Below are 21,812 nucleotides of genomic sequence, written 5' to 3' on the forward strand. Positions count from 1 at the left end.
CAATGAAAGTTCCTCCATGTCGTATGCCTCACCCGCGATCCTGCTCGATCTAGATGGAACTCTGATCGCATCAGAACCCGGCATTCTCTCGAGCTGCAGGGCAGCGCTTCGTTCCCTTGGGCATGATACTGATCCAGCCATGGACATCAGGTCGATCATTGGCCCGCCGATCGAGGACGTCATGCGGTACCTGCTCGGACAGTTCGGCGACGACCGCGTCACCGAAGGGGTCGATGCCTACCGGCAGGACTACGGGGCGCGAGGCCTTCTTCTGAGTGAGGTCTACGACGGTATCCCGGAAGCTCTTTCCAAGATGAAGAAAGAAGCCAGGCTTTTCCTCGCGACATCCAAGCGCGAAACGTTTGCGCGCCGCATACTGGAAGACAAAGGCCTAGATTCTCTCTTCACCGGTGTCTATGGTTCGACCCCGGCCGGCGACATCGACCATAAGCCCGAACTGATCGCACACATCGTCAACCAGAATGGACTCAACGTCGATCGGTGTGTCATGATCGGTGATCGAAAATACGACGTCACCGGCGCCCATGCCAACGGCATGCGGGCTGCGGGGGTGCTCTGGGGTTATGGCGCCCAAGCCGAATTGGAGAGCGCCGGCGCGGATCGTCTGGTCGCAGAGACTGCCGAACTGGCCGATGTCGCGCTGGGCATGGTGTCCCCCGCCGAACGATAATCAAGGCTGTCGCTTAATACCCTAGCGCGATGCCGTCCTTGCGGTGGTCGGAAGCTCCCAGCAGAACGCCGCGCTCGTGGTCGATGTAGATCGCCTGCGCACCGCCGATCGGTTCGTCCGCCCAGACGGTCGTGTGGCCGCGACGTTCCAGATCCATCCGCACATCGTCGGAAATGGTTGGCTCGAGACTGAGCTTGCCATCGAAATAGAAACTGCGCGGCTGGTCGCTCGCCTGCTGCGGATCCATGTCTCGATCGAGGATTTGGCTTAGCAGATGGCAATGGCCGACCGCTTGGTATTGCCCGCCCATGACGCCGAAGGTCATGCGCGTCTTGCCGCCCTCGGCCAGCATGCCGGGGATGATCGTGTGGAAGGGCAGCTTGCCGGGGCCGATGGCGTTGGGGTGGCCTTGTTTGACCACAAAGCCTGCACCGCGGTTTTGCAGCAGAACGCCGGAGCGTGGCGCATAGATGCCGCTGCCAAAGGCAAAGAAGATCGAGTTGATCAGCGAGACGGCGTTGCCGTCGCGGTCGACCACCGTCACATAGACCGTGTCCTTGTGGGTCGGACCTTCCCAGGTGCTGGCCGTGGCGGCATTTTCGAGGCTGATCTTTGAGCGGATCGCGTCGATGGACTGATCCGACAGGATGGCATCGATGTCGGCCGTCATATGGGCTGGATCAGCGATCACTTGGTCGCGCCTGGCATAGGCTGCCTTCGATGCTTCCGCGAGAAGATGGATGCGGTCGGCTTCCGACAGCGCCGGATCGCGCAGGTCGAAGCCGTCGAGGATGCGGGCGATTATCAAAGCGGCAAGCCCCTGGCCATTCGGCGGACATTCCAGCACGTCACGGCCCCGATATTTGGCCGAGATCGGTGCAGTCTCGAAGGCGGCGAATTTTGCGAAGTCGCTTTCTTCGTGCAGGCCGCCGAGCGACTGCAGCAGGCCGACGATTTCTTCGGCCACCCGGCCCTTGTAGAAGGCGTCGCGGCCCCCCATTGCAATGGCGCGAAGAGTGGCGGCCAGCGCTGGGTTGGTCATTCGCTGGCCGGTGGTGGGTGCCTTGCCGTTTGGAAGAAAGTAGCTGGCGGAGCCTGCGAACTTGCCAACCCGATCGCTGTAGCGCACCCAATCGAGCGCGACGCGTGGGGTGATGCAATAGCCATCCTCGGCAGCGGCGATCGCTGCGGCCAGAACACGGTCCATCCCGAGGCTACCATGGCTTTCGATCAGCCGGCACCAGGCATCTACTGCGCCGGGTACGGTGACGGCATGTGCGCTATCGTCGGGGATGGAGGAGAAGCCTTTGTCAATGAAATAGGCTAGCTCGGCCTTCTGGGGTGCACAGCCGGATCCGTTGAGCGCGACTGGCGTTCCGCCGGCCGGTGAATAGAGAGCAAAGCAATCGCCGCCGATGCCGGTCATCAGCGGGTCGATCACCGATTGCAGCGCCACCGCCGCCACGGCCGCATCGACCGCATTACCGCCGGCGCGCAGGATATCGACTGCCGCCAGGGTCGCCTGCGGATGGGAGGTCGCAGCCATGCCGCGGTCCGAAATGGCGACTGAGTGTCCCGGCTTGAAGAAATCGCGCGATGTCATTCGTCTGCTCCTGATCTGCGAAGATGGGGTATCGGCGGCCGGCCGGTGGTCTCGTATCCGGCCGGCCGCTTGTCTTGTGGTACGCTGCCGTCAGCGTGCTTCGGTCATCCAGCCGAGGATATTCTTCCAGAGCCTGGCGTAACCGGCCCATTCGCAGAATGCCGGCGAAAGCCAGTGAGGGCCGATGTCCGAGGTCCATGCCACGGTGTGGCCTTGGCCATGGGTGCCGGTCACCAGGAGCGGATGGCCGCCCTGGTCTTCGGGCAGGCGGGCGAGCACGTCCACGTCGGCGCGGTCGCGGACCTCCACCTCGTTGACGCCCAGAAGCAGAGGCCATTCGCCGCCGAGGCCGGCCATGATCGGATGTTCGGGCTTGAGGACGACGGCGGTCGAACCTTCAGGTATTTCCACCCGATCGTCATAGGGCAGGCAGGTGACGGGCAGCGTGTCCTCTACGGCCGTGCGGCGCCAGCGTGCCTTGCCATCGATGCCCTGAAACGAGAAATATCCGCCGACCATCAGCAGGCCTCCGCCTTTCTCCACCCAGGCCTTGATGAGCTTCAGCCGGTTCGGCACGGTCTTGGACTGCAGCCATACGGCCGGCGGCAGCAGCAGCGAATTGGCGCCGATATCCGAGAGGATGATGGCATCGTAGGCGTCGAGGCCGGCCATATCGAAGGGGAATTTCTCCACGGCGTCATGAGCCGGCATATAGGTCAATTCGAACTCGCTGCCTTCTAGCGCCTTGACCAGAGGCTCGGCGCCGAGGTGGAAGGTGACGCTGCCGAACTGGTCGAAGCCCTTGTAGTGGGTGGCGGAGCTGATCCAGCTTTCGCCGACGAGAAGAACTTTCTTGGTCATGTCTTACCGGTCCTCGTGGGGGAGTTGAATTGTCGCTCTGACTGGCGCTGGTTGCGCTTTGAGCGAGGTGGAGATGGGTGGGTGCAATGTTCAACGGATCAGTCGCGCGGATCGAGACGGTCGCGTAAACCATCGCCGAAGATGTTGAAGCCGAGCACAGTCAGGAAGATTGCAGCACCCGGAAACCAGGCGAGCCAGGTTGCCTGGTCGATAAAGCTGATCGCATCACGCAGCATGCTGCCCCAGGTCGGGGTCGGCGGCTGGACGCCAAGACCGAGGAAGGAAAGATAGGACTCCGTGATGATCGACGAGGCAAGCAGCAGCGATGCTTGGACCAGGACCGGCGACAGGGCATTGGGCAAAACGTTGCGGGTCATGATCGTCAGATTGCTAAAGCCGAGCGCCCGGTTCGCCTTCACGTAATCGAGGCTGGAGACCAACATGGTCTGGGCGCGGGTCACCCGGGCGATGGTCGGCGTGTTGATGACGGCGATCGCGATGATCGTGTTGGTAAGCGACGCGCCAAGCGCCGCTGTGATGCCGAGTGCCAGCAGGATGCCCGGAAAGGCCAGTAGAACGTCCATGCAGCGCATCAGGACCGCATCTGTTCTGCCGCCCAGATAGCCGGCCAGAAGGCCGATCGGCAGGCCGACAAGAACCGCGCCACCGACGCTGATCACGCCGACAAGCAGCGATACCCGTGCACCGGACAGGATACGCGACAGCACGTCGCGACCGAGATCGTCGGTACCGAGAAAATGATCGGCGGACGGTGGGGCAAGCGTCGCCATGAAGTCGGCAGCGTCAGGCGCATAGGTGGACAAGACCGGTCCGAACACGGCAGCCAGGACAAGGATGCTGACCAGCGCCATGCCGAAGGCACTGCGGCTGTCTTCCACAAGACGGCGTATCAACGAGTGAGATGCGGGAGCTGTGGTCATGCACGTTTCCTCAGTCTGGGATCGAGCGTCGCGTAAAGAAGGTCGGTGGCAAGATTGATGAAGACGAAGAGTACGGCGGATGCCAGGATGGCGCCTTGCACCACGGGATAGTCACGCGCGAAGATCGCATCGACCGTCAGCTTGCCGATGCCCGGCCAAGCGAACACCGTCTCCGTTACCACCACGCCGCCCATCAACTGGCCGAGCTGCAGGCCGACCAGCGTCGTGACCGGGATCAGCGCGTTGCGCAGCGCATGTTTCCAGACCACACGTCGAAAGGGCAGGCCCTTGGCGCGCGCCGTACGGACATAGTCCGCATTCAGCACGTCCAGCATGGCGGCGCGGGTCATGCGCATGGTCGACGCGGCCATGGCGACACCGAGGGTGATCGCCGGCAGGGTGATGTGGCGTAAAGCGCCAACGGGATCTTCCCCGATAGGCACATAGCCGGAGGAGGGGAAAATCTGCAGACGGATAGACAGGAAGAGGACAAGCAGGATCGCCAGCCAGAAGCTTGGCAGCGAAAGGCCTGCCAGCGAAATCAGCGAGACGCTATAATCGGCGACGCTGTTGCGGCGTGCCGCGGAAATCACTCCGGCCGGAATGGCGATGACGAGCGAGATCAAAAGCGCCGCTAGGCCGAGCTGCATGGTCGGCACCATGGCGGTCATGACCATGCTGAGGACCGGTCGGCCCGACTGGATGGAACGACCGAGATCGCCGATCAGAAGATGCCCGAACCAGGAGATAAACCGGAGCGGCAAGGGCTCGTCTAGAGCAAATTTTGCGCGCAGCGCGGCGATCGCTTCCGGCGTGGCATCCATGCCGAGCATGGCGGTGATCGGATCTCCGGGGATCATCGCGAGCAGCGTGTAGGAGAGCACGCAGAGGCCGAAGAGCACCGGAATGACCGAGAGGACGCGGGTAACGATCAGCTTCATGTCAGATGTCCTCAGCCTGTTGCGTTTGGCGGTCACGAGCGCGGCGATAGGCGGCCATGCGGGCAGAGGCGGACGTGCCCGGCAGGGTGTCTGGGAGCGTTTCGACCTGCGGAAGCGTCGTGGCGAAGAAACAGGCCGACAGGTGGGCCGCATTCACGGGCATGAGTGGCGGCTCCTCCTGCGTGCATCGGTCCTGCACATAGGGACAGCGCGCGGCGAACCGGCAACCGGCGATGCGGTTGGTCGGATCAGGTGGCTCGCCGGTCAGAAGCACATGCGATTTTCTCTGGATCTCGACGCGGGGTGCGGCGGCCAGAAGCGCCCGGGTATAGGGATGCCTGGGATTGTCGAAGAGTTCGCGGGTCGGCGCCTGCTCGACGATCCGGCCCGAATACATGACCGCGACATCGTGGGCCAGATGGCGAACGACGGCGAGATCGTGCGAGATGAAGATGAAGGCGACGCCGGTATCGCGCTGCAGGTCCTGCAGAAGGTTGACGACCTGCGCCTGCACGGAAACATCAAGCGCTGACACCGGCTCATCGCAGATAATCAGATCCGGCTGCACCGACAGCGCCCGGGCGATCGCGACGCGCTGCCTCTGGCCGCCGGAAAACTGGTGAGGGAAGCGGTCCAGCTGTTCGGCGGACAGACCGACCGCTTCCATCAAGGCGGCGGCGCGCTTCGATGCTTCCGGCCTGTCGCAAAGCCGATGCAGCAGCATGGGGCGGACCAGGACCTCGCGAATGCGTTCGCGAGGATCGAGCGATGCAAAGGGATCCTGAAAGACGACCTGAACCCGCCGACGAAAGCGGCGAAGGCCATTGCTGTCGAGAGCCATGGCATCCTCGCCGTCGAGACGGATGCTGCCGCTGTCGGGATCCTGAAGGCGCAGCAGCAGGGAGCCGACCGTGCTCTTGCCGCAGCCGGATTCACCGACGACCGCAAGCGTGCGGCCACGCTCGACTGAAATGCTGACAGTGTCGACCGCATAAAAGCGCTTCGGCTTTCCCCAGCCGGTGGAGACGGAAAACGATTTCACCAAATTTTCGGCGGCGAGCAAGGGCGTCATGCCAGGTCCTCCACGGGCGCGCGCCAGCAGGCGACATGGTGGTCGACGCCAATCTCGCGCAGTGGCGGAAGCTTGGCGCATTCGGGTGCCGCAAACGGACAGCGCGGCGCGAAACGGCAGCCGAGTTCCTCCTCCCAGGGCGGCGGCATGCGGCCGAGGATAGGCTCGAGGCGTTCCACCGTCGCGCCCAGATGCGGCATCGCTGCCAGGAGGGCGAGCGTATAAGGGTGCTGGGCATCGGTAAACAGAGAGGCGGCCGGCGCCCTTTCGACGATGCGACCGGCATACATGACCGCCACGTCGTCGGCGATTTCCGAGACCACGCCAAGATTGTGGGTGATGAACAGGATGCCCATACCGGAGCGCTCACGAAGCTCCATCAGCAAGGCGAGGATCTGTGCCTGAATGGTCACGTCGAGCGCCGTCGTCGGCTCGTCGGCGATCAGCAGCGACGGTTCGCAGGCCAGCGCCATGGCGATCATCACGCGCTGGCGCATGCCGCCTGACAGCTCGTGTGGATAGGCATCGAGCCGGCGCTCGGCGGCAGGAATATGAACGCTCTGCAAAGCCGCGAGCGCTTTTTGCCGAGCTTCGGCCGCGGACACCTTCTGATGAAGCTGGACTGCCTCGGCAATCTGGTCCCCGATTGTAAAGACCGGATTAAGACTGGTCATCGGCTCTTGAAAGATCATCGCGATGCGGCTGCCGCGCAGCTTGAGCATGTCGCGTTCGGTCAGAGTCTTGAGATCCTGGCCTTCGAACAGCGCCTTCTCTGCCGTCATTTCCGAAATATCGTCCGACATTAACCGCATCAGCGACATGGCGAAAACGCTCTTGCCGGATCCTGACTCTCCGACAACGCAAGTGATGCGGCCAGGGGCAATTTCCAGCGAAACATCCCTCACGATCCGAACTCGCTTGCCCGGCGGACCGAGGGCCACAGACATGCGATCGATGTCCAGAAGAAGGTTCTGTTCTGTTTGCGCCATCACGTCAGGCCTCCGTTTTGCAAAGGGCGGAGAGTTCGGCAGGGCTGGGCAGTGCGCGGAAGGCGCCGGGACGTGTGGCCGTGATGGATGCAGCAGATTGGGCATAGGCGATCGCTTTCTCCAACGAATGGCCGAGCGAGAGGGTCGCGCACAGCGCGCCGCAAAACGTGTCGCCGCAGCCGGTCGTGTCCCTGACCTTGACGGCAATCGCTTCGTGGTGCCGAGTGGTGCGGCTCGAGTGCACCAGACAGCCGTCGCCACCGAGCGTGATGATGGTGGTTTTTGCGCCTCGTTCGTGAAGCCTTGCAGCCGCAGCACGGGGATCATCCAGACCACTGATGGCTTCGGCCTCACCGCGATTGACGACAAGAATATCGCAGTGGGCAAGCAGCGGCGTGGCATCCCACCAGATCGGGGCCGGGTTGAAGACCGTATAGGCGCCACGGTCGCGTGCGGCCTTGAACCCTGCAAGTGTCGTCTCCTGCGTCAGATTTCCCTGGGCAAGGAAGATATCGCCTGCCTCAGTGTTGGCGGCGAAGCGGGACGCGGCTTCTTGAGAGAAGGCGGCGGCACAGGCGCCGGCCGTGACGATGCTGTTTTCGCCATCGGGCAAGACCATCAGGAGCGAAAAATCGCTTGAGCCTTCCGACCGCTGCGGTTCGAAGACCAGGTTTTGTTCGGCACCGAGGATTCGGATGATCTCCTCGCCCATGCCGTCATTGCCGATCGGGCCGGCAAAGCGCGTATCGGCCCCGGCGCGGGCGGCAACGACCGCCTGATTAAGGCCCTTGCCGCCAGGCGCACGTATGGCACCGTCGCCGAGCAGAGTTTCGCCCCGCTCGGGCAGGCGTGGCATCTGCAGGCTGATATCGAGCCCGGCATTGCCGAGTACAAGGACCTTAGCCACGGGCGGTCAACTCCTTGCCTTCTTGACGGCCTGCATAAAGACGTTCAGGCGCTCGGGATCGACCGGGTTCCACCAGACGCCATCGCGTTTCAGGTAGCTTGCGACGATGACGGCGTCTGCGACCGAGAATATATCGCCGACATTGTCTGGCGTGACGCCGGAGCCGACGGCGACGGGAAGCGACGTGCCGCTATCGATGGTCTGGAGCTCTTCCATGGTGGCGGAATCGCCGGTGCGCTGGCCTGTGGCGATCGCTACGTCGGCGTCGAAGAATTCGTTGTCGCGGGCAAGTTCCTGGATGGTGCGGTCGCCGGTGATCGCATGGGCGCCGTGCTTGACGTGCACGTCGGCAAAGATCTTGATGTCGCGGGCGCGGAGGTACGCACGGTAGCGCGCAGCTTCGCCGGCAGGTCCGTCCATCAGGCCTTCGTTTGCGACATAGGCATTGGACCACTGGTTGACGCGCACGAAGGCGGCGCCAGCGGCCTTGGCGACGGCAATCGCCTGGATTGCCCCGTTGGCCAGAACATTAACGCCGACCGGAATGCCGGTTGCACGACGCACCGCATCAGTCATGACAGCCATCGAAGCGGCGGTTTCCGGGCCGAGATTGTTCGGCTTGGCGAACGGGATATCGCCGTGGTTCTCGACGATCAGGCCATCGACACCGCCGGCCTTGTAACGCTCTGCCTCGGCAACGGCAAAATCAACAATCTCGGACATCGGCTGACCGTCATAATCCGGTGAGCCGGGAAGAGCGAGGGAATGGATCACTCCGATGACGGCCTTGCGGCGGCCGAAAATCTGTTCGATGGCATTGGGCTTCACGCGGAAGACCGGTTTAGCCTTTGGTGTTTCACTCATCTGGTTGCCTTTTTGATTTTGCAGTCTTTTTGGCACCGTCGCGAAGCATCAGGGCGCGCGACGGTGTGTCGTGAAGTTAACGGAGAGCGGAAGGGATCACTTCTGGAGCCACGCGTCGCCGAGGCGGAAGGCGGTGTCTGGGTAGGGCGTCCAGTGAAGCTTCTTGGTCGAGCCTTGCAGCGTTGAGTCAAAATGGAGGAACAGCATTCCGGCATCGTCGGAAATGATCTGCTGTGCCTGCCTGTACATCGCAGCGCGTTCGGTCTGGTCAGCGCTGACACGTGCCTTTTTCATAAGGCTGTCGACGTCATCATTGCTGTAGCCCGAGAAGTTGTTCGGACCCCCTTTGGTGAACCAGTTGTACATGTTGCCATCCGGGTCCGGACGACCGGTCCAGGGCGACCAGGAGATATCGAAGTCCTTTTTCTGAAGGACCGAGATCAGGCTTGTCGCGTCAACCTGACGAACCGAGACCTTGAAGCCGGCTTCCTGCGCCTGCGCCTGGATGATCTGTGCGATGCGAAGCTGCAGGGGCGAGGCGACGACGGTGATCGCGAACGGCACACCGTCCGGATGGCCTGCCTCGGCTAGCAGTTGTCTGGCCTTTGCAACGTCACGCTTGTAGGGCTTGAAGTTCGGATCGAACGCCCAGGTGATCGGTGGTGGAACGGGGCCAAAGGCAGGCGAACCAGTATTGAAGTAGGCCACCTTGTTCACGACGTCCTTGTCCACGGAATACAGCAGCGCCTGACGGACCTTCATATCGTTGAAGGGGGGCTTGGTATTGTTGATCGAGAAGGCATTGAAGCCGAGGCCCGGAATGTCGGCCACATTGACAGATGGATCGGTCTTGATCTGCGCCAGGCTCTGCGGCGGGACGATGTCGACCAGTTGGAGATCGCCACTTTTCAGGCCGGCCGTGCGCAGCGTTTCGTCAGGGATTGGTCGAATGATGACCTTGTCGAGGGGGGCACGTCCCTTGTAATAGCCGTCGAAGGCAGAGAGCACCATCTGGCCGTTTTTGGTCCAGCTATCGAGCTTAAAAGGTCCGGCACCAACCCCCTTGGTTGCGAAATCAGGACCGAGTTTCTGCAGCGCGGTCGGCGAGACGAAAAGGCCCGCACGGTTCGTCATCACCAAGGGAAACTGCGCGTAGGGCTGAGAGAACTTGACGGTGAAAGCAAGCGGCCCCGTAACCTCAACCGATGCGATCGGGCCGAGGTCCGAGCGACGCGGCGAACCGGTCTTTTGGTCAAGCATGCGGTCGAGATTGAACTTCGCGGCCGCGGCGTCGTAAGCGGTTCCGTCCTGAAACGTCACGCCCGGCTTGATCTCGAACGTGTAGGTGAGGTCATCGACCTGTTTGTAACTGGCGATGCCCGGGACGACCTTGAGATCCGGCGTCATGGTGAGCAGGGGTTCGTAAATCAGGTATTGCTCGTAGAGCTCGAAATAGGAGGCGAAGAAGGCGGGATCCAGCGTCACGGGATCCGAGACGACGCCGATGTTCAGCGTGCCGCCTTTTTCGGGCGTCTGAGCGGAAGCTGCGACGGGCAAAAGAGATAGGGAGAGGGCTGCTAGGCCCAGAAACGAGCTGCGTATAGTCGTCAACGTCATGTTCCTTCTCTGGCGATTATTATTGTTGTTCTGTGTTCAGTATTCTTCGGGACGCACCTGCCCTGCGCCGGGAAGCCCGTCGGGACAGATGGATACGAATATTGTGAGTATCGACGGCTCCGAGACGGCACGGATAGCCGGCAGAGCCCCCGACCAAGCCGCGGGCTCCTGTGTTGCGATCAGCCTTTCGAGCTGTCAGGCTTTGATGAGCTTCACGTGGAAGCTGTAGCGTTCTGCGAGATAGTGCAGAACGACGTATTCCACTGGCTGCCTGTCGGGCATCCAGGAGGTTCGGTGGCAGATCAGCACGACCGCCGGCTGCCGGACGTTGAGGATGCGGGCCGTCATGGTGTCGGCCATTGCGGCTTCGATGCGTTCGTCGCCACCGGCGAAAACGATGTCGTCGCGCCGCAGTCTTTCGTAAAGCGAGCCGCTATCCAGTTCCTCGATCGTCGGAATACCCGACTTCTTGAACAGTTGCGGGCGCAGATATGTGATCGAGGTTGCAAGCGGCGTGCCGTCCGCCAGCATTGTCCTGTCGATCTCCACCACGTCGTCGCCGGGCTGGAGTTGTAGCTCCAAAGCGATTGCCGCACTGGCGGACACGACCTTGACGGATCGTGTTCGATAGCCAGGGGTCAGACCGCGCCGACGCATGTCTTCCGAAAACGAGGAGATCTGGTTCAACGGACGCTCGACACGCGGTTCGATGACGATCGACCCGACGCCGGAGCGTCGCTTGATGAGACCTTCGGTTTCCAAATAGTCCAAAGCTGCCCGTGAGGTACTCCGGCTGACACCGAAGCGCTTGTTGATCTCCGCTTCCCCCGGCAGAACATCGCCGGGCTTGAAACTGCCGCTCTCGATGTCCGTCCGCAACCGGTCCGCAATCTGCGACCAGCGTGGTATCGGACTTTCTTCAAGATCGGTATCATTCCAGCTCATGGCGATAGAGTATAACGTCATGACATTTTGTAAAGGCTATTTTTGAGCATTTCGCTTTGCGCTTAGCTTTTGGGCATAAGTTTGTACCCAGCCAATCTCGTCTTGTGCGGCTCGAACCGTCGCGGAACAAAATAGACTACTGCCGCGCCGATGGCGGGTGGTGAGGAGGTGACCGTCCAAGCGCAGTACCTGCCAAGCGAAAAGTAGGAATTTGTTCTCGGCGGCCATTTGAAGCGCGCGCTCGAGGGCACGTCCGGAACTAATGCCAGATAGACCCGTGTTGGATTTACCAGTGACGGTGTCGGTGGTTCGAATTGGTTCAGGCGCTGCCTTATAATTTGTTACAAGAAGGAAGAACCAACGCGCCTTCAGGAGGCGCGGTGGTGTTGTTGAGGTCAGACCGGAATTGGGCTTTCGACCAGCGCTTGGTTGAAGCCATGCACCAGCGCATGTTCGCCGCTGCCCGGATTGTCACGGAAGCTCTGGATCTCGTCGACAATGATCTCCGGGGCGTCGGTGGCAAGCTTGGCAATCGTCTTCTCAATGAAGATATCGAGCGGCATGGCGCGGGGGTCGCCGCTCTTCTTGATCAGATCCGTATCCACCCATGGCGGCGCGATTTCCTGAACGCGGACCGAGGTGTCGCGCAGTTGGAAGCGCTGCGAGAGCGCATAGGAATGCAGCGCCGCCTTGCTGGCCGAATAGACAGCCGTCGATGCGAGCGGCACGTAGGCCAGCACCGACGTGTTGTGGATGATGGTTGCCGCCGGCTGGCTCTTCAGGTGATCGATCAGCGCCGATGTCAGGCGGATCGGTCCCAAAAGGTTGGTGTCGATGATCCGGCGAGACACGTCGTCGTCAATCTTCGAACCCGCGTCGTCGAAGGGCATGATGCCGGGCGTTGGTGCATGGATCGCTGACTGAACGGATTTCTGTCTATGATGCAGTGGCTATGCGGTAACGGTTTTGCACCGGACGGATCTCGGGCGTGCGCATGCCAGCATTCGATTGAGGACGGCGCAGCTGATGGCGACCTCCGTCTGCTGTGCCGCGAATGAGCGCGCCCGCAACCGGCGGCCAATGATCGATTTGTAACGACCGATGGCGGTCTCCACCAGTGAGCGTTTTCCGTAGTTGGTGGCGATCTGCCACTTCATTCTTCCATCGGCGTTGATCGCCGCGATATGTTGGTTTCGTTGATTTTTGGGATCGTCGTGCTCGCGTTCCAGCGCATTGGCCCGCGGCGGAATGACCACCGCCGCGTCAGGACTGTGCCTAGTGACAGCGTCGTAGGTTGGCTCACCGTCATAGGCGCCATCTGCGGTGAACTGGACAATCGGCGTGTCGATCTGGTCGAGCAGCGGCCCAACCTGTGAAGTGTCACCGACCTCCTGATGGGTCATCACATGTGCTATGATGTCGCCGCTGTCGGCATCCAGCGCCAGGTGCAGTTTGCGCCAACCCCTGCGGGATTTGGCACCATGCTTTTCTTCCAGCCATTGGCCTGCGCCGTAGACCTGCAAACCGGTGCTGTCGATGAGGACGTGGATGGGACCATTCCGAGGGATGCGATCGCCATACCGCTTGCCCGGCGCGCCCGGCTTGCTCGCACGACGGCTCAGGGTCGTATGATCGGGAACGCGAGATCAAGGCCCATCAGCTTCAGGACCGAAGTCAGCAAACCTTCCGTCTGGCGCAGCCGCAACCCGAACACCAACCCAAGCGTCAGGGCCGTCTCAATTGCCAGATCGCAGTAGCGCGGCTGGCCACCGCGTGTTGTCCGTTGTGGTGCCGGCCAGCACGACAGTGCCTGCGGCGTCAGCCAAACGGTCAGGCTGCCACGCTGACGCAGGCCGGCCTCGTATTGCGGCCAGTTCGTTACCTTGAACTTGATCTTGCCGATACGATGGCGGCGGCAGGCGTTGTGTTTGAATGGCATGTTCAATCAATCGGGTTATTTCCACTCGAGCCGACTACGTAACCGTTGATGAATGATCCGTGCACCAACGCTGCACCATACAGATATAGTTGGCGGTAGCTTCGGACCCACCGCGGGAAGGCGCCGTTGTCAAAATTGTCAGTTTGAGAATCAATGATGAGCAGAGCAGACTTGGCCATCGTAGGTTTCGTTATGGCGATGTAATTTCGACCTGTGTTGACCGAAATTTTTGTGCCTCGGGGAGAACGCTTTTGTCACTGACCCTTCGACAGATTGAGGTGATCCGAGCGATCATGGTGGCTGGTACGATTGCCGGTGCGGCACGGCTGATGAATGTTGCACAGCCGGGGGTCAGCCGCACCGTCAAGCACATTGAGGGATCGCTCGGCATCAAGCTCTTCGTGAAGAAGGGTGGGCGGTACGTGCCGACTGCCGAAGCTCGTGATGTCTTCGTGCAGATCGAGGAAGTACATCGCAAGATCGATCAGTTGCAATTTTCGATAGCACAACTGGAGCGGGGTCGTGACGTGGAACTGTCGCTCGGATCGGTACCCAGCATCGCAAATGTCATGGTGCCGCGCGCCGTCGCCAAGCTGTTCCAACACTATCCGCAGATCAAGCTGAACTTCGAAATCCTCAAGATCGAGGAGGCTATTGATTACCTGCTTTTGAACAAGGGAGAGGTCGTCGTGATGAGCTATCGCCTCGACCATCCCTCCATCGTGTTCGAACCTCTGGCGCGCGGTCGGCTGGTCTGCATCGCCTCTTCCAATCACCCCATTGCTACCCAGAAGAGTATTTCCGCCCGCGACATCATCAAGTATCCCCTGATCGGTATCGACCCGAAAGATCCGTATGGCGCAATCATGGCGGATATCTTTGCCCGGCAGAACCTGGTTTACGACATTGCGATTCGTGCTCGATTCGGCACGACGGTCTGCCGGTTGGTAGAACATAATCTGGGAGTTGCTGTGCTTGACGCCTTCACGGTCGCCGAAATCGGCTCTACTAGCCTTGCAATCATTCCCATCGAAGAAGAAACGACCTTCCAGACATATGTTGCCTTCCGTGCAGATGCAGCGCTTTCGAGCTATGCAGAGCGCTTTGTGAAGCTCTTGAGAGGCCTGATGGAGGATCATATGAACAAACAGATCATTCATAACATTTCGGCATGATCCATGCTCAAAATGGTATTTGCGTTATGTCAAGGAATAGAAAAAGATGATCACGCCTGCACAAGCAGGATCCGGGGCATGCGGAGGAGGATCCGCAGCCACCTCAAACACCACAGCCCGGGGGTACGGGAGGAGAACACTATGCTGAAGACACTCATGGGGGCGGTTGCCCTCAGCCTGGCCGCATCTTTCGCGATGGCGAACGATTTTCCGAAACAGGACCTGCAAGGCGTGATCCAGTGGGGTGCCGGCGGCAGCACCGATCTGGTGATGCGCTCCGTCGCGCCGCATGTCGAGAAGGAACTCGGTCGTTCGATCGTGATGACCAACAAGACCGGCGGCGTCGGCGTGATTGCTACCCAATTCGTCTCGACTCAGCCGGCCGACGGCTATACCCTGTTAATGAGCGCGGAAAACCCGCAGCTCTACAAGGTCATGGGCCTGTCGAATCTCGACTATTCGAACTTCTATCCGGTCAACGTGCTGGCGCGTGGCATTCCGGTGATCGTGGCAAACAAGGACGCACCGTTCAACACCTTCAAGGAACTGGTGGAATACGTTCAGAAGAATCCCGGCAAGGTGCGCATGGGGTCCACCGGCCCGGGCGGTTTGCCGTCGGTTGTCGGTTCCATGCTGTCCAGCAAGCTGGACTTCAAGGTTACCGCCGTTCCCTTCGATGGTGACGGCCCGGCACTGACCGCCATGCAGGGCGGCGCTGTCGAATTCATGCCTGCCGTTCTCGGCGCTGCCGTCGAACATGTGAAGGCCGGCCGCATCAAGATCCTGGCGATCTTCGACAAGCAGGCAAGCCCCGTCCTGCCGGACGCCCGCCCGATCACCGCCGATTATCCGCAGTTCGAGAACCTGCTGCCCTGGGGGCCGTTCTTCGGCGTCTTCGTCAAGTCGGAAACCCCGGATGACGTGAAGGCAAAGCTGGTGGATGCCTTCAAGAAGGGTGCCAACAACGAAGCCTTCCAGAAGCTGCTCTCAGACCGCGGTTATGTCTCGATGAACGTATCGGGTGATGAAGCCAACAGCTTCCTGAAGAAGTGGCAGTCGACGACCTCCTGGATTGTCTACGATGCCGGCATGGGCAAGAAGTCGCCGGAAGAATTCGGCATTCCGAAGCCTTGATGAGGTTTTCGAGTGCAACGGCCGGTCCTGATACCGGTCGTTGCCGCCACTCATTTTGCATCAACCCGCTAATTTGACGGTTCCGGGCACCATGGATTTGCTGCCCCGCGACCTGGGGAGCATCTCATGCAAGAACAGCCAACCACACGCCGGCCCGGCGAAGTGGTCTTCACGCTCATCCTGCTGATTGGCAGCCTTTTCCTTCTCTGGCAGGCCTATGGCATTTCTGGCTTCAGCGCCCTGAGTTCGGCGGGAGCATTTCCGATGGCCATGTCTGCGGTTATGGTCGTGTCACTCGCCATCATTCTGTCCAACACATTACGAAAGCCCGCTCCAGCAGCCGTCCTTGAACGGCTCCGTGCTGAAATCCTGCCGGCAACGGTGGTGGTGTTCTGCGGGCTGATCCTGGTCTACAGCCTGATCCTGGACTGGCTGGGTTTTATCCCGGCATCCTTCCTCTTCCTGCTGGCGTCAATCACGTTCCTGCAGGGTGGCCGGTTCAAGCGTGCGTTTGGCCTGTCGGTGCTCTCCATCATTTGCGTCTACGTCGTGTTTCGCCTGGTGTTCCAGGTGGTGCTGCCCGAGGGTCTGATCCCGGAACGCGCCATCATTGCCTGGGTCCAATCACTCTTCTCGGCGGGGATCTGACGTCATGGACGCCTTGACCTATCTTTTTTCATCGTGGATCCAGCCGGATCTCCTGTTTCTGACCGCCCTCGGCGCTTTTGCCGGCATCTATATCGGCGCCATTCCCGGCCTCTCGGTCACCATGGCGGTGTCGATCCTGATCTCTTTCACCTTCAGCTGGGAAGTGAACCCGGCGCTGGCGCTGATGAACGGCATCTTCATGGGGGGCGTCTATGGCGGTTCGCGAACGGCCATCCTGCTCAACATTCCAGGCGCGCCAGCTGCCATTGCTACCAGCCTTGACGGCTACCCGATGGCGAAGAAGGGCGAGGCTGGGCAGGCGATCGGCCTGTCGACGGTCATGTCCTTCATCGGTGGCCTGGTTGGCATCGTCGTGCTGGCCATCGCCGCCCCGACGATCAGCGAATTCGCCATCAAATTCCAGCCGCGCGACTACATGCTGATTGCCGTGATGGGCATCCTGCTCGTCGGTGCGCTGTCCGGGGAAAGCCTGGCCAAGGGCGTGTTTGCCGGTGCCTTCGGCATCCTGCTCGGCACCGTCGGGCTTGACCCCATGACCGCCGAGCAGCGCTTCACCTTCGGCTCCGTCTCGCTGATGAACGGCATTTCTTCCATCGCGCTGATGATCGGCATGTTCGGGGTCTCCGAGGCCCTGCTGCAAATCCATCACCTGAACGCCCAGGCGGTGAAGCAGAAGATCGATCGCATCGTGCCGCTCTGGGGCGACATCAAGCGCCACCTGTCGCTGACGCTGCAGTCTTCCGGCATCGGCGTCATCATCGGCGCACTCCCGGGCACCGGCGGGGATATTGCCGCGCTGATGGCCTATGACCATGCCAAGCGCATCACCAAGAACCCGGAAGTGCCCTTCGGCCAAGGGGCGAAGGAAGGCCTGATCGCACCGGAAAGCGCCAACAATGCCGCCGTTGGTGGCGCCTATATTCCGATGCTGACGCTCGGAATTCCGGGTGATGCGGTCACCGCCGTCATCATCGGCGCGCTGTTCATCCACGGCCTCAACCCGGGACCGCTGCTGCTTCTGGAAAAGCCGGACATGTTCTGGTTCACCGTCGGCAACCTCGTTCTCGCTGATATCTTCATGCTGATCTTCGGCCTGACCGGCATCCGCATCTTTACGAAGATCATCGAATGCCCGAAGGCGGTGCTCTTCCCGCTCATCCTGCTGCTCAGTGTCGTCGGCGCTTACTCGATCAACAACTCCGTTGCGGATGTCTGGTGGATGCTTGGATTTGGCGTGTTCGGCTACTTCATGAAGCTCTACGGATACCAGGTGGCTCCTGTCATCCTCGGTATCATCCTGAGCCGCCTGATGGACGACAACTGGCGTCGCGCCATCATCTCCGAGCGCGAGAGCCTGCCGGACTTTGCGCTTGGTATCCTCACAAGCCCGCTGTCGGCGACGCTTCTCGGCATCATCGTCTTCGTCCTTTTCACGCAGACACGTTGGTGGAAGCGTCGCTTCGGCGCGGCCCCGACATCCGTCGATGCCATCAAGTCCAACTGATCGGGGATTGCCAGCATGACCGCAAAGACAATTCGGCTTGGCCTCATCGGCGATAATATCGCCGCGTCACAGTCGCCCCGTCTGCATGGGATCGCGGGTCGTCTTTGCGGTCTCACTGTCACCTACGAGCGTCTGGTTCCGCCGCAGCGGAACCAGACCTTTGAAGAGGTTTTTGCCTTCTGCGGCGCAGAAGGCTTTACCGGCATCAACGTCACCTATCCCTACAAGGAGCGCGTCGTTTCCGTTCTGGATGTGGCGGACCCCGCCATCCGGCAGATCGCAGCCTGCAATACGGTTCTCTTCGGGACCGGCACGCCGCGCGGCTTCAACACTGATTATACCGGCTTCGTCCGCGGTTTCCGCACAGCCTTCGGCCATGATGCCGTGCCCGGTCGTGTGGCCATGATCGGCGCCGGCGGGGTGGGCAAGGCGGTCGCCTTCGGGCTGATCGAGCTCGGTTGCCGTCATCTCAACCTCTTTGACCGCGATGAGGCGCGGGCCAAGGGGCTTGCCACGGCCGTGAGCCAGGCGGCACCTGATCTGATCGTCGAGGTGGCGTCATCCGCGGATGATGCCGTGGAAGGCGCCGATGGGCTGATCAACTGTACGCCGCTCGGCATGGTCGGCTATGCCGGGTCCGCCGTGCCGGAGAGCGGCCTCACCGGCGCGCGCTGGGCATTCGATGCCGTCTATACGCCGGTGAATACGGAGTTCCTGCTGGCGGCCAAGGCGGCAGGTCTCTCGATCATGAGCGGATACGAGCTGTTTTTCTTCCAGGGCGTCGATGCGTTCCACCTGTTCACCGGACAGGATGTGGATCAGGCCGCCTTGCGGCTGGCTTTGAAACATGGTGAGGGAGTGAGCGTGTGATGAAAACCTCGATCGCGACCGTCTCGATCAGCGGTGACCTGCCGGAGAAACTGAATGCCATCGCCAAAGCAGGATTCAGCGGGGTGGAGATCTTCGAAAACGACCTCCTGATCCATGACGCCTCGCCGGCCGATGTCCGGCGCATGGTCAGCGATCACGGGCTGGAGATCTCGCTCTTCCAGCCGTTCCGCGATTTTGAAGGCATGCCCGAGCCCTATCGCAGCCGCTGCTTCGACCGGGCGGAGCGCAAGTTCGACATCATGGAGCAGCTGGGCACGGACCTGATGCTGGTCTGCTCGAATGTCTCTCCCGTCTCGCTCGGCGGCATCGACCGGGCGGCGGCCGATTTCCGCGAGCTTGGCGAACGGGCCGCAAAGCGCGGCCTGCGCATCGGCTACGAGGCGCTCGCATGGGGACGCCACATCAATGACCATCGCGATGCCTGGGAAATCGTGCGCCGCGCCGATCATCCGAACATCGGCCTCATCCTCGACAGTTTCCACACGCTGTCTCGCAAGATCGATCCGGAAAGCATCCGCTCGATCCCCGGCGACAAGATCTTCTTTGTCCAACTGGCCGATGCGCCGCAGATCGATATGGATCTCCTTTACTGGAGCCGCCACTTCCGCAACATGCCGGGCGAAGGCGATCTGCCGCTCGTGCCCTTCATGGCGGCGATTGCTGCCACCGGTTATGACGGGCCGCTGTCGTTGGAAATCTTCAACGACCAGTTCCGCAGCGGTTCGGCGCGCCTGATTGCGGAGGATGGCCATCGCTCGCTTCTCAACCTGATGGATGACGTGAGGCGGGCGGCTCCCGATCTCAAGGTCACGACTGACGAGGTGCCGCCGCGCATTGCCGTGGAGGCCGTCGAGTTCGTCGAGTTCGCAGCTTCGCTGGAGGACGCCGATGACCTGGTGGCACTCCTGACGACGCTCGGTTTCGTTAAGGCCGGACAGCACAAGAACCGCAAGGTCGATCTTTACCAGCAGGGCGAGATCCGCATCGTCATCAACAACGATCCGGACAGTATCGCCAGTTCCTCCTATTCCGTGCACGGCGTCAACGTCTATGCCTTCGGTCTGCGCGTGGCAGATGCTCGGCGGGCGGTTGAACGGGCGCTTGCGATGGGAGCGGAAGTCTTTTCCGAGCCGCGTCGTCCGGGCGAGGCGGCGGTGCCCGCGGTCACCGCCAGCGGTGGCGAGATCATCTATTTCATCGATGGCAGCGATGCACTGGGAGAGATCTGGTCGAAGGAGTTTGACCTCGCGTCGACCTCGACCACGGGCGCCGGCCTGACGCGAATTGATCATCTGGCACAGACAACCCGTTACGACGAGATGCTAAGCCTGCTTCTGTTTTACACGGCGATCTTCGATGTCAGTCGGTCCGGTATGGTGGATGTTGCCGATCCGGGCGGCCTCGTGCGCAGCCAGGCGATCCATGCCGCGGATGGCCGGTTCCGCGTGACGATCAACGGCGCGGAAAGCCGCAAAACCTTTGCCGGCCACTTCCTGACAGAAGGTTTTGGCGCGGGCGTGCAGCATATCGCATTCCAGACGGGTGATATCTTCGCGACGGCAACGGCGCTGAAGACGTGTGGCCTGGAGCCGCTGCCGATTTCGCAGAACTATTACGACGATCTAGAGGCCCGCTTCGGCCTAATGCCGGATTTCGTTGATCGGCTGCGCGACCTCAGCATTCTCTACGATCGTGACCATGACGGGGAATATTTCCAGCTCTACAGCCGCACCTTCGGCGAAGGTTTCTTCTTCGAGATCATCGAGCGACGCAACGGCTACAACGGATACGGCGCAGCAAATGCGATTTTTCGGATAGCCGCACAACGTAGATTGTCCAGGCCGGTCGGGCTACCAAGCGGGTAAACGAAAAACGACTCCCTTGCAGCCTCACTGTCGATAGTCGTCTTGCACTAAATTTGTCGCGTCTGATCATTAGAGTCCGTTCGCGATCAACAGCGAATTAACCTTAAGTTAAGTTCCATAGTTATGCGTAAGCCGCTCAGAGCAGCTAAGTAATTGACTAAGCTATGTCTTATGGACGCGCCGTAGGTTCGATACCCTTCAAGGCGAGGACGACTTGGAACAAGTCGGTCAGGTTCGGGAACGCAAAAGACGAAGTTTTGTCTAGATCTTGCCGAACAACAGCGAGCGGTGCAGTCCGGCGCCGGCAAGGTTTCCATCGCCAACCGCGAGAGCAACGGATGCCATCGGCCTCGCGGCATCACCACAGGCGAAAACGCCCGGCATGCTGGTTTCCTTCATCGGGTCCGTCCTAATCGGCGATCCGATGGGTCCTTCTTCGAATTCCAGTCCAAGCTCCAAGGGTATGGGAGTGGTCATCTCGAAGGGCGCCAGCGCAAACAGGCCAGCAAAGGACAAGGTGCGTCCATCGGCAAGCATGATGTCGGCATGGCCGCTGATGGCTTCGACGGGACTGCGCTCGATGCTGACGCCGCGCATGGCAAGGCTTTGAAGCTGTTCCGCGGTCGGTTCGAACGCGTCGTTGAGGAGTAGCGTCGTGGTGCCCCAATCGGGCAGCATCAGGGCGTGATGCATCGAGAGCTCCGATCCGGCGATGACGCCGATCTGGCCTTTGTTCAGTTCGTAGCCATGACAATAGGGGCAGTGGAAGACAGACTTACCCCAGCGTTCCGCAAGGCCTGGCATGGCGGGCAGAATATCTTTCACGCCGGTCGCCAGGAGCAAGCGGCGGGAGATGTGCCGCTGGCCATTGGCAAAGACTTCGAAACCCGCGCCTGATGCGTCATTCATTTCGATTCGCGCTGCACGCTCCGCCCGACCGGACAGCCATCCGACCGTCTGGTACTGCATCACCTGGGCCCGCGCATCCGCCGCGATGCGGGCGGGATCCACCCCATCCTGCGTCAGGAAACCGTGGGAATGGCTGGCAAAACGATTGCGACGCTCGCCCTCATCAATGATCAGGACCGAGCGGCGGGCACGGGCGAGCTGGAGGGCGGCGGATAGGCCGGCATAGCTGCCGCCGATGATGATGACGTCGTAAATGGGATCGGCCATGACATGCTCCTCAAAATCTCGACACAAC

The 21,812-nt window shown here is 60.8% G+C and carries 18 protein-coding genes and 2 pseudogenes; 7 read left to right on the plus strand and 13 right to left on the minus strand.

What is annotated here, in order from left to right:
• Positions 1-16 precede the first annotated feature (16 nt).
• The gene (locus G6N80_RS01005) at positions 17-691 is read left to right on the plus strand and encodes an HAD hydrolase-like protein (protein ID WP_165130663.1); all 675 of its coding nucleotides are present in this window, start codon (positions 17-19) and stop codon (positions 689-691) included.
• 13 nt (positions 692-704) lie between these two features.
• Here the strand turns inward: G6N80_RS01005 and ggt are convergent, their stop codons facing one another.
• From ggt to G6N80_RS01065, 12 genes and pseudogenes are all read right to left on the minus strand, one after another.
• Positions 705-2,294 (minus strand): gamma-glutamyltransferase, encoded by a 1,590-nt coding sequence (ggt, locus tag G6N80_RS01010; protein ID WP_165130665.1) that lies wholly within the window; start codon positions 2,292-2,294, stop codon positions 705-707.
• 90 nt (positions 2,295-2,384) lie between these two features.
• Entirely contained in the window at positions 2,385-3,155 is a 771-nt protein-coding gene (locus G6N80_RS01015; RefSeq protein WP_165130667.1) for a glutamine amidotransferase, read from the minus strand.
• Between the two features lie 98 nt (positions 3,156-3,253).
• Positions 3,254-4,096 carry an ABC transporter permease gene (locus G6N80_RS01020; protein ID WP_165130669.1) on the minus strand — a complete coding sequence of 281 codons (843 nt, stop codon included), beginning with the start codon at positions 4,094-4,096 and terminating at the stop codon, positions 3,254-3,256.
• Positions 4,093-5,037: an ABC transporter permease gene (locus G6N80_RS01025; RefSeq protein ID WP_165130671.1), complete on the minus strand. Its 945-nt coding sequence runs from the start codon at positions 5,035-5,037 to the stop codon at positions 4,093-4,095. Before G6N80_RS01025 ends, G6N80_RS01020 begins: the two co-directional genes overlap by 4 nt.
• A 1-nt stretch (position 5,038) precedes the next feature.
• Complete coding sequence (locus G6N80_RS01030; protein ID WP_165130673.1) at positions 5,039-6,109, minus strand: ABC transporter ATP-binding protein; 1,071 nt, start codon at positions 6,107-6,109, stop codon at positions 5,039-5,041.
• Entirely contained in the window at positions 6,106-7,098 is a 993-nt protein-coding gene (locus G6N80_RS01035; RefSeq protein WP_165130675.1) for an ABC transporter ATP-binding protein, read from the minus strand. Before G6N80_RS01035 ends, G6N80_RS01030 begins: the two co-directional genes overlap by 4 nt.
• A 4-nt stretch (positions 7,099-7,102) precedes the next feature.
• Positions 7,103-8,005: a ribokinase gene (locus G6N80_RS01040; protein ID WP_165130677.1), complete on the minus strand. Its 903-nt coding sequence runs from the start codon at positions 8,003-8,005 to the stop codon at positions 7,103-7,105.
• Between the two features lie 6 nt (positions 8,006-8,011).
• The gene (locus G6N80_RS01045) at positions 8,012-8,869 is read right to left on the minus strand and encodes a BtpA/SgcQ family protein (protein WP_165130679.1); all 858 of its coding nucleotides are present in this window, start codon (positions 8,867-8,869) and stop codon (positions 8,012-8,014) included.
• Between the two features lie 96 nt (positions 8,870-8,965).
• Entirely contained in the window at positions 8,966-10,486 is a 1,521-nt protein-coding gene (locus G6N80_RS01050; protein ID WP_165130681.1) for an ABC transporter substrate-binding protein, read from the minus strand.
• 195 nt (positions 10,487-10,681) lie between these two features.
• On the minus strand, positions 10,682-11,452 hold the full coding sequence (locus G6N80_RS01055; RefSeq protein WP_165130683.1) for a GntR family transcriptional regulator: 771 nt from the start codon (positions 11,450-11,452) through the stop codon (positions 10,682-10,684).
• Between the two features lie 374 nt (positions 11,453-11,826).
• Positions 11,827-12,327 (minus strand): annotated as a pseudogene (locus tag G6N80_RS01060) (SDR family NAD(P)-dependent oxidoreductase); the annotation flags it as partial.
• Positions 12,328-12,381: 54 nt separating this feature from the next.
• Positions 12,382-13,370, minus strand: a pseudogene (locus G6N80_RS01065) (IS5 family transposase).
• A gap of 251 nt (positions 13,371-13,621) precedes the next feature.
• Here G6N80_RS01065 and G6N80_RS01070 point away from each other — a divergent pair.
• The 6 genes from G6N80_RS01070 (at position 13,622) to G6N80_RS01095 (ending at position 20,608) form a co-directional block, all read left to right on the plus strand.
• The gene (locus G6N80_RS01070) at positions 13,622-14,545 is read left to right on the plus strand and encodes a LysR family transcriptional regulator (RefSeq protein WP_082547090.1); all 924 of its coding nucleotides are present in this window, start codon (positions 13,622-13,624) and stop codon (positions 14,543-14,545) included.
• 141 nt (positions 14,546-14,686) lie between these two features.
• On the plus strand, positions 14,687-15,679 hold the full coding sequence (locus tag G6N80_RS01075; RefSeq protein ID WP_062553563.1) for a Bug family tripartite tricarboxylate transporter substrate binding protein: 993 nt from the start codon (positions 14,687-14,689) through the stop codon (positions 15,677-15,679).
• Between the two features lie 126 nt (positions 15,680-15,805).
• Positions 15,806-16,327 (plus strand): tripartite tricarboxylate transporter TctB family protein, encoded by a 522-nt coding sequence (locus G6N80_RS01080; RefSeq protein WP_062553564.1) that lies wholly within the window; start codon positions 15,806-15,808, stop codon positions 16,325-16,327.
• A 4-nt stretch (positions 16,328-16,331) separates the two neighbouring features.
• Complete coding sequence (locus G6N80_RS01085) at positions 16,332-17,852, plus strand: tripartite tricarboxylate transporter permease (protein WP_062553565.1); 1,521 nt, start codon at positions 16,332-16,334, stop codon at positions 17,850-17,852.
• A gap of 15 nt (positions 17,853-17,867) precedes the next feature.
• Positions 17,868-18,722, plus strand: a complete 855-nt coding sequence (locus tag G6N80_RS01090; RefSeq protein ID WP_165130687.1) for a shikimate dehydrogenase family protein — start codon at positions 17,868-17,870, stop codon at positions 18,720-18,722.
• Positions 18,722-20,608, plus strand: coding sequence for a bifunctional sugar phosphate isomerase/epimerase/4-hydroxyphenylpyruvate dioxygenase family protein (locus G6N80_RS01095; protein WP_165130689.1), 1,887 nt, complete (start codon positions 18,722-18,724; stop codon positions 20,606-20,608). Before G6N80_RS01090 ends, G6N80_RS01095 begins: the two co-directional genes overlap by 1 nt.
• 261 nt (positions 20,609-20,869) lie before the next feature.
• Here G6N80_RS01095 and G6N80_RS01100 read toward each other — a convergent pair whose 3' ends face one another.
• Positions 20,870-21,784, minus strand: coding sequence for an NAD(P)/FAD-dependent oxidoreductase (locus G6N80_RS01100; RefSeq protein ID WP_165130691.1), 915 nt, complete (start codon positions 21,782-21,784; stop codon positions 20,870-20,872).
• Between the last annotated feature and the right edge of the window lie 28 nt (positions 21,785-21,812).

This window comes from Rhizobium rhizoryzae (assembly GCF_011046895.1).
Taxonomy (GTDB): Bacteria; Pseudomonadota; Alphaproteobacteria; order Rhizobiales; family Rhizobiaceae; genus Neorhizobium; species Neorhizobium rhizoryzae.

Coding starts and splice junctions, on each gene's coding strand:
- G6N80_RS01005 (WP_165130663.1), top strand. CDS start 17: ATGTCGTATGCCTCACCCGCGATCCTGCTCGATCTAGATGGAACTCTG.
- ggt (WP_165130665.1), bottom strand. CDS start 2,294: ATGACATCGCGCGATTTCTTCAAGCCGGGACACTCAGTCGCCATTTCG.
- G6N80_RS01015 (WP_165130667.1), bottom strand. CDS start 3,155: ATGACCAAGAAAGTTCTTCTCGTCGGCGAAAGCTGGATCAGCTCCGCC.
- G6N80_RS01020 (WP_165130669.1), bottom strand. CDS start 4,096: ATGACCACAGCTCCCGCATCTCACTCGTTGATACGCCGTCTTGTGGAA.
- G6N80_RS01025 (WP_165130671.1), bottom strand. CDS start 5,037: ATGAAGCTGATCGTTACCCGCGTCCTCTCGGTCATTCCGGTGCTCTTC.
- G6N80_RS01030 (WP_165130673.1), bottom strand. CDS start 6,109: ATGACGCCCTTGCTCGCCGCCGAAAATTTGGTGAAATCGTTTTCCGTC.
- G6N80_RS01035 (WP_165130675.1), bottom strand. CDS start 7,098: ATGGCGCAAACAGAACAGAACCTTCTTCTGGACATCGATCGCATGTCT.
- G6N80_RS01045 (WP_165130679.1), bottom strand. CDS start 8,869: ATGAGTGAAACACCAAAGGCTAAACCGGTCTTCCGCGTGAAGCCCAAT.
- G6N80_RS01050 (WP_165130681.1), bottom strand. CDS start 10,486: ATGACGTTGACGACTATACGCAGCTCGTTTCTGGGCCTAGCAGCCCTC.
- G6N80_RS01055 (WP_165130683.1), bottom strand. CDS start 11,452: ATGACGTTATACTCTATCGCCATGAGCTGGAATGATACCGATCTTGAA.
- G6N80_RS01075 (WP_062553563.1), top strand. CDS start 14,687: ATGCTGAAGACACTCATGGGGGCGGTTGCCCTCAGCCTGGCCGCATCT.
- G6N80_RS01080 (WP_062553564.1), top strand. CDS start 15,806: ATGCAAGAACAGCCAACCACACGCCGGCCCGGCGAAGTGGTCTTCACG.
- G6N80_RS01085 (WP_062553565.1), top strand. CDS start 16,332: ATGGACGCCTTGACCTATCTTTTTTCATCGTGGATCCAGCCGGATCTC.
- G6N80_RS01090 (WP_165130687.1), top strand. CDS start 17,868: ATGACCGCAAAGACAATTCGGCTTGGCCTCATCGGCGATAATATCGCC.
- G6N80_RS01095 (WP_165130689.1), top strand. CDS start 18,722: ATGAAAACCTCGATCGCGACCGTCTCGATCAGCGGTGACCTGCCGGAG.
- G6N80_RS01100 (WP_165130691.1), bottom strand. CDS start 21,784: ATGGCCGATCCCATTTACGACGTCATCATCATCGGCGGCAGCTATGCC.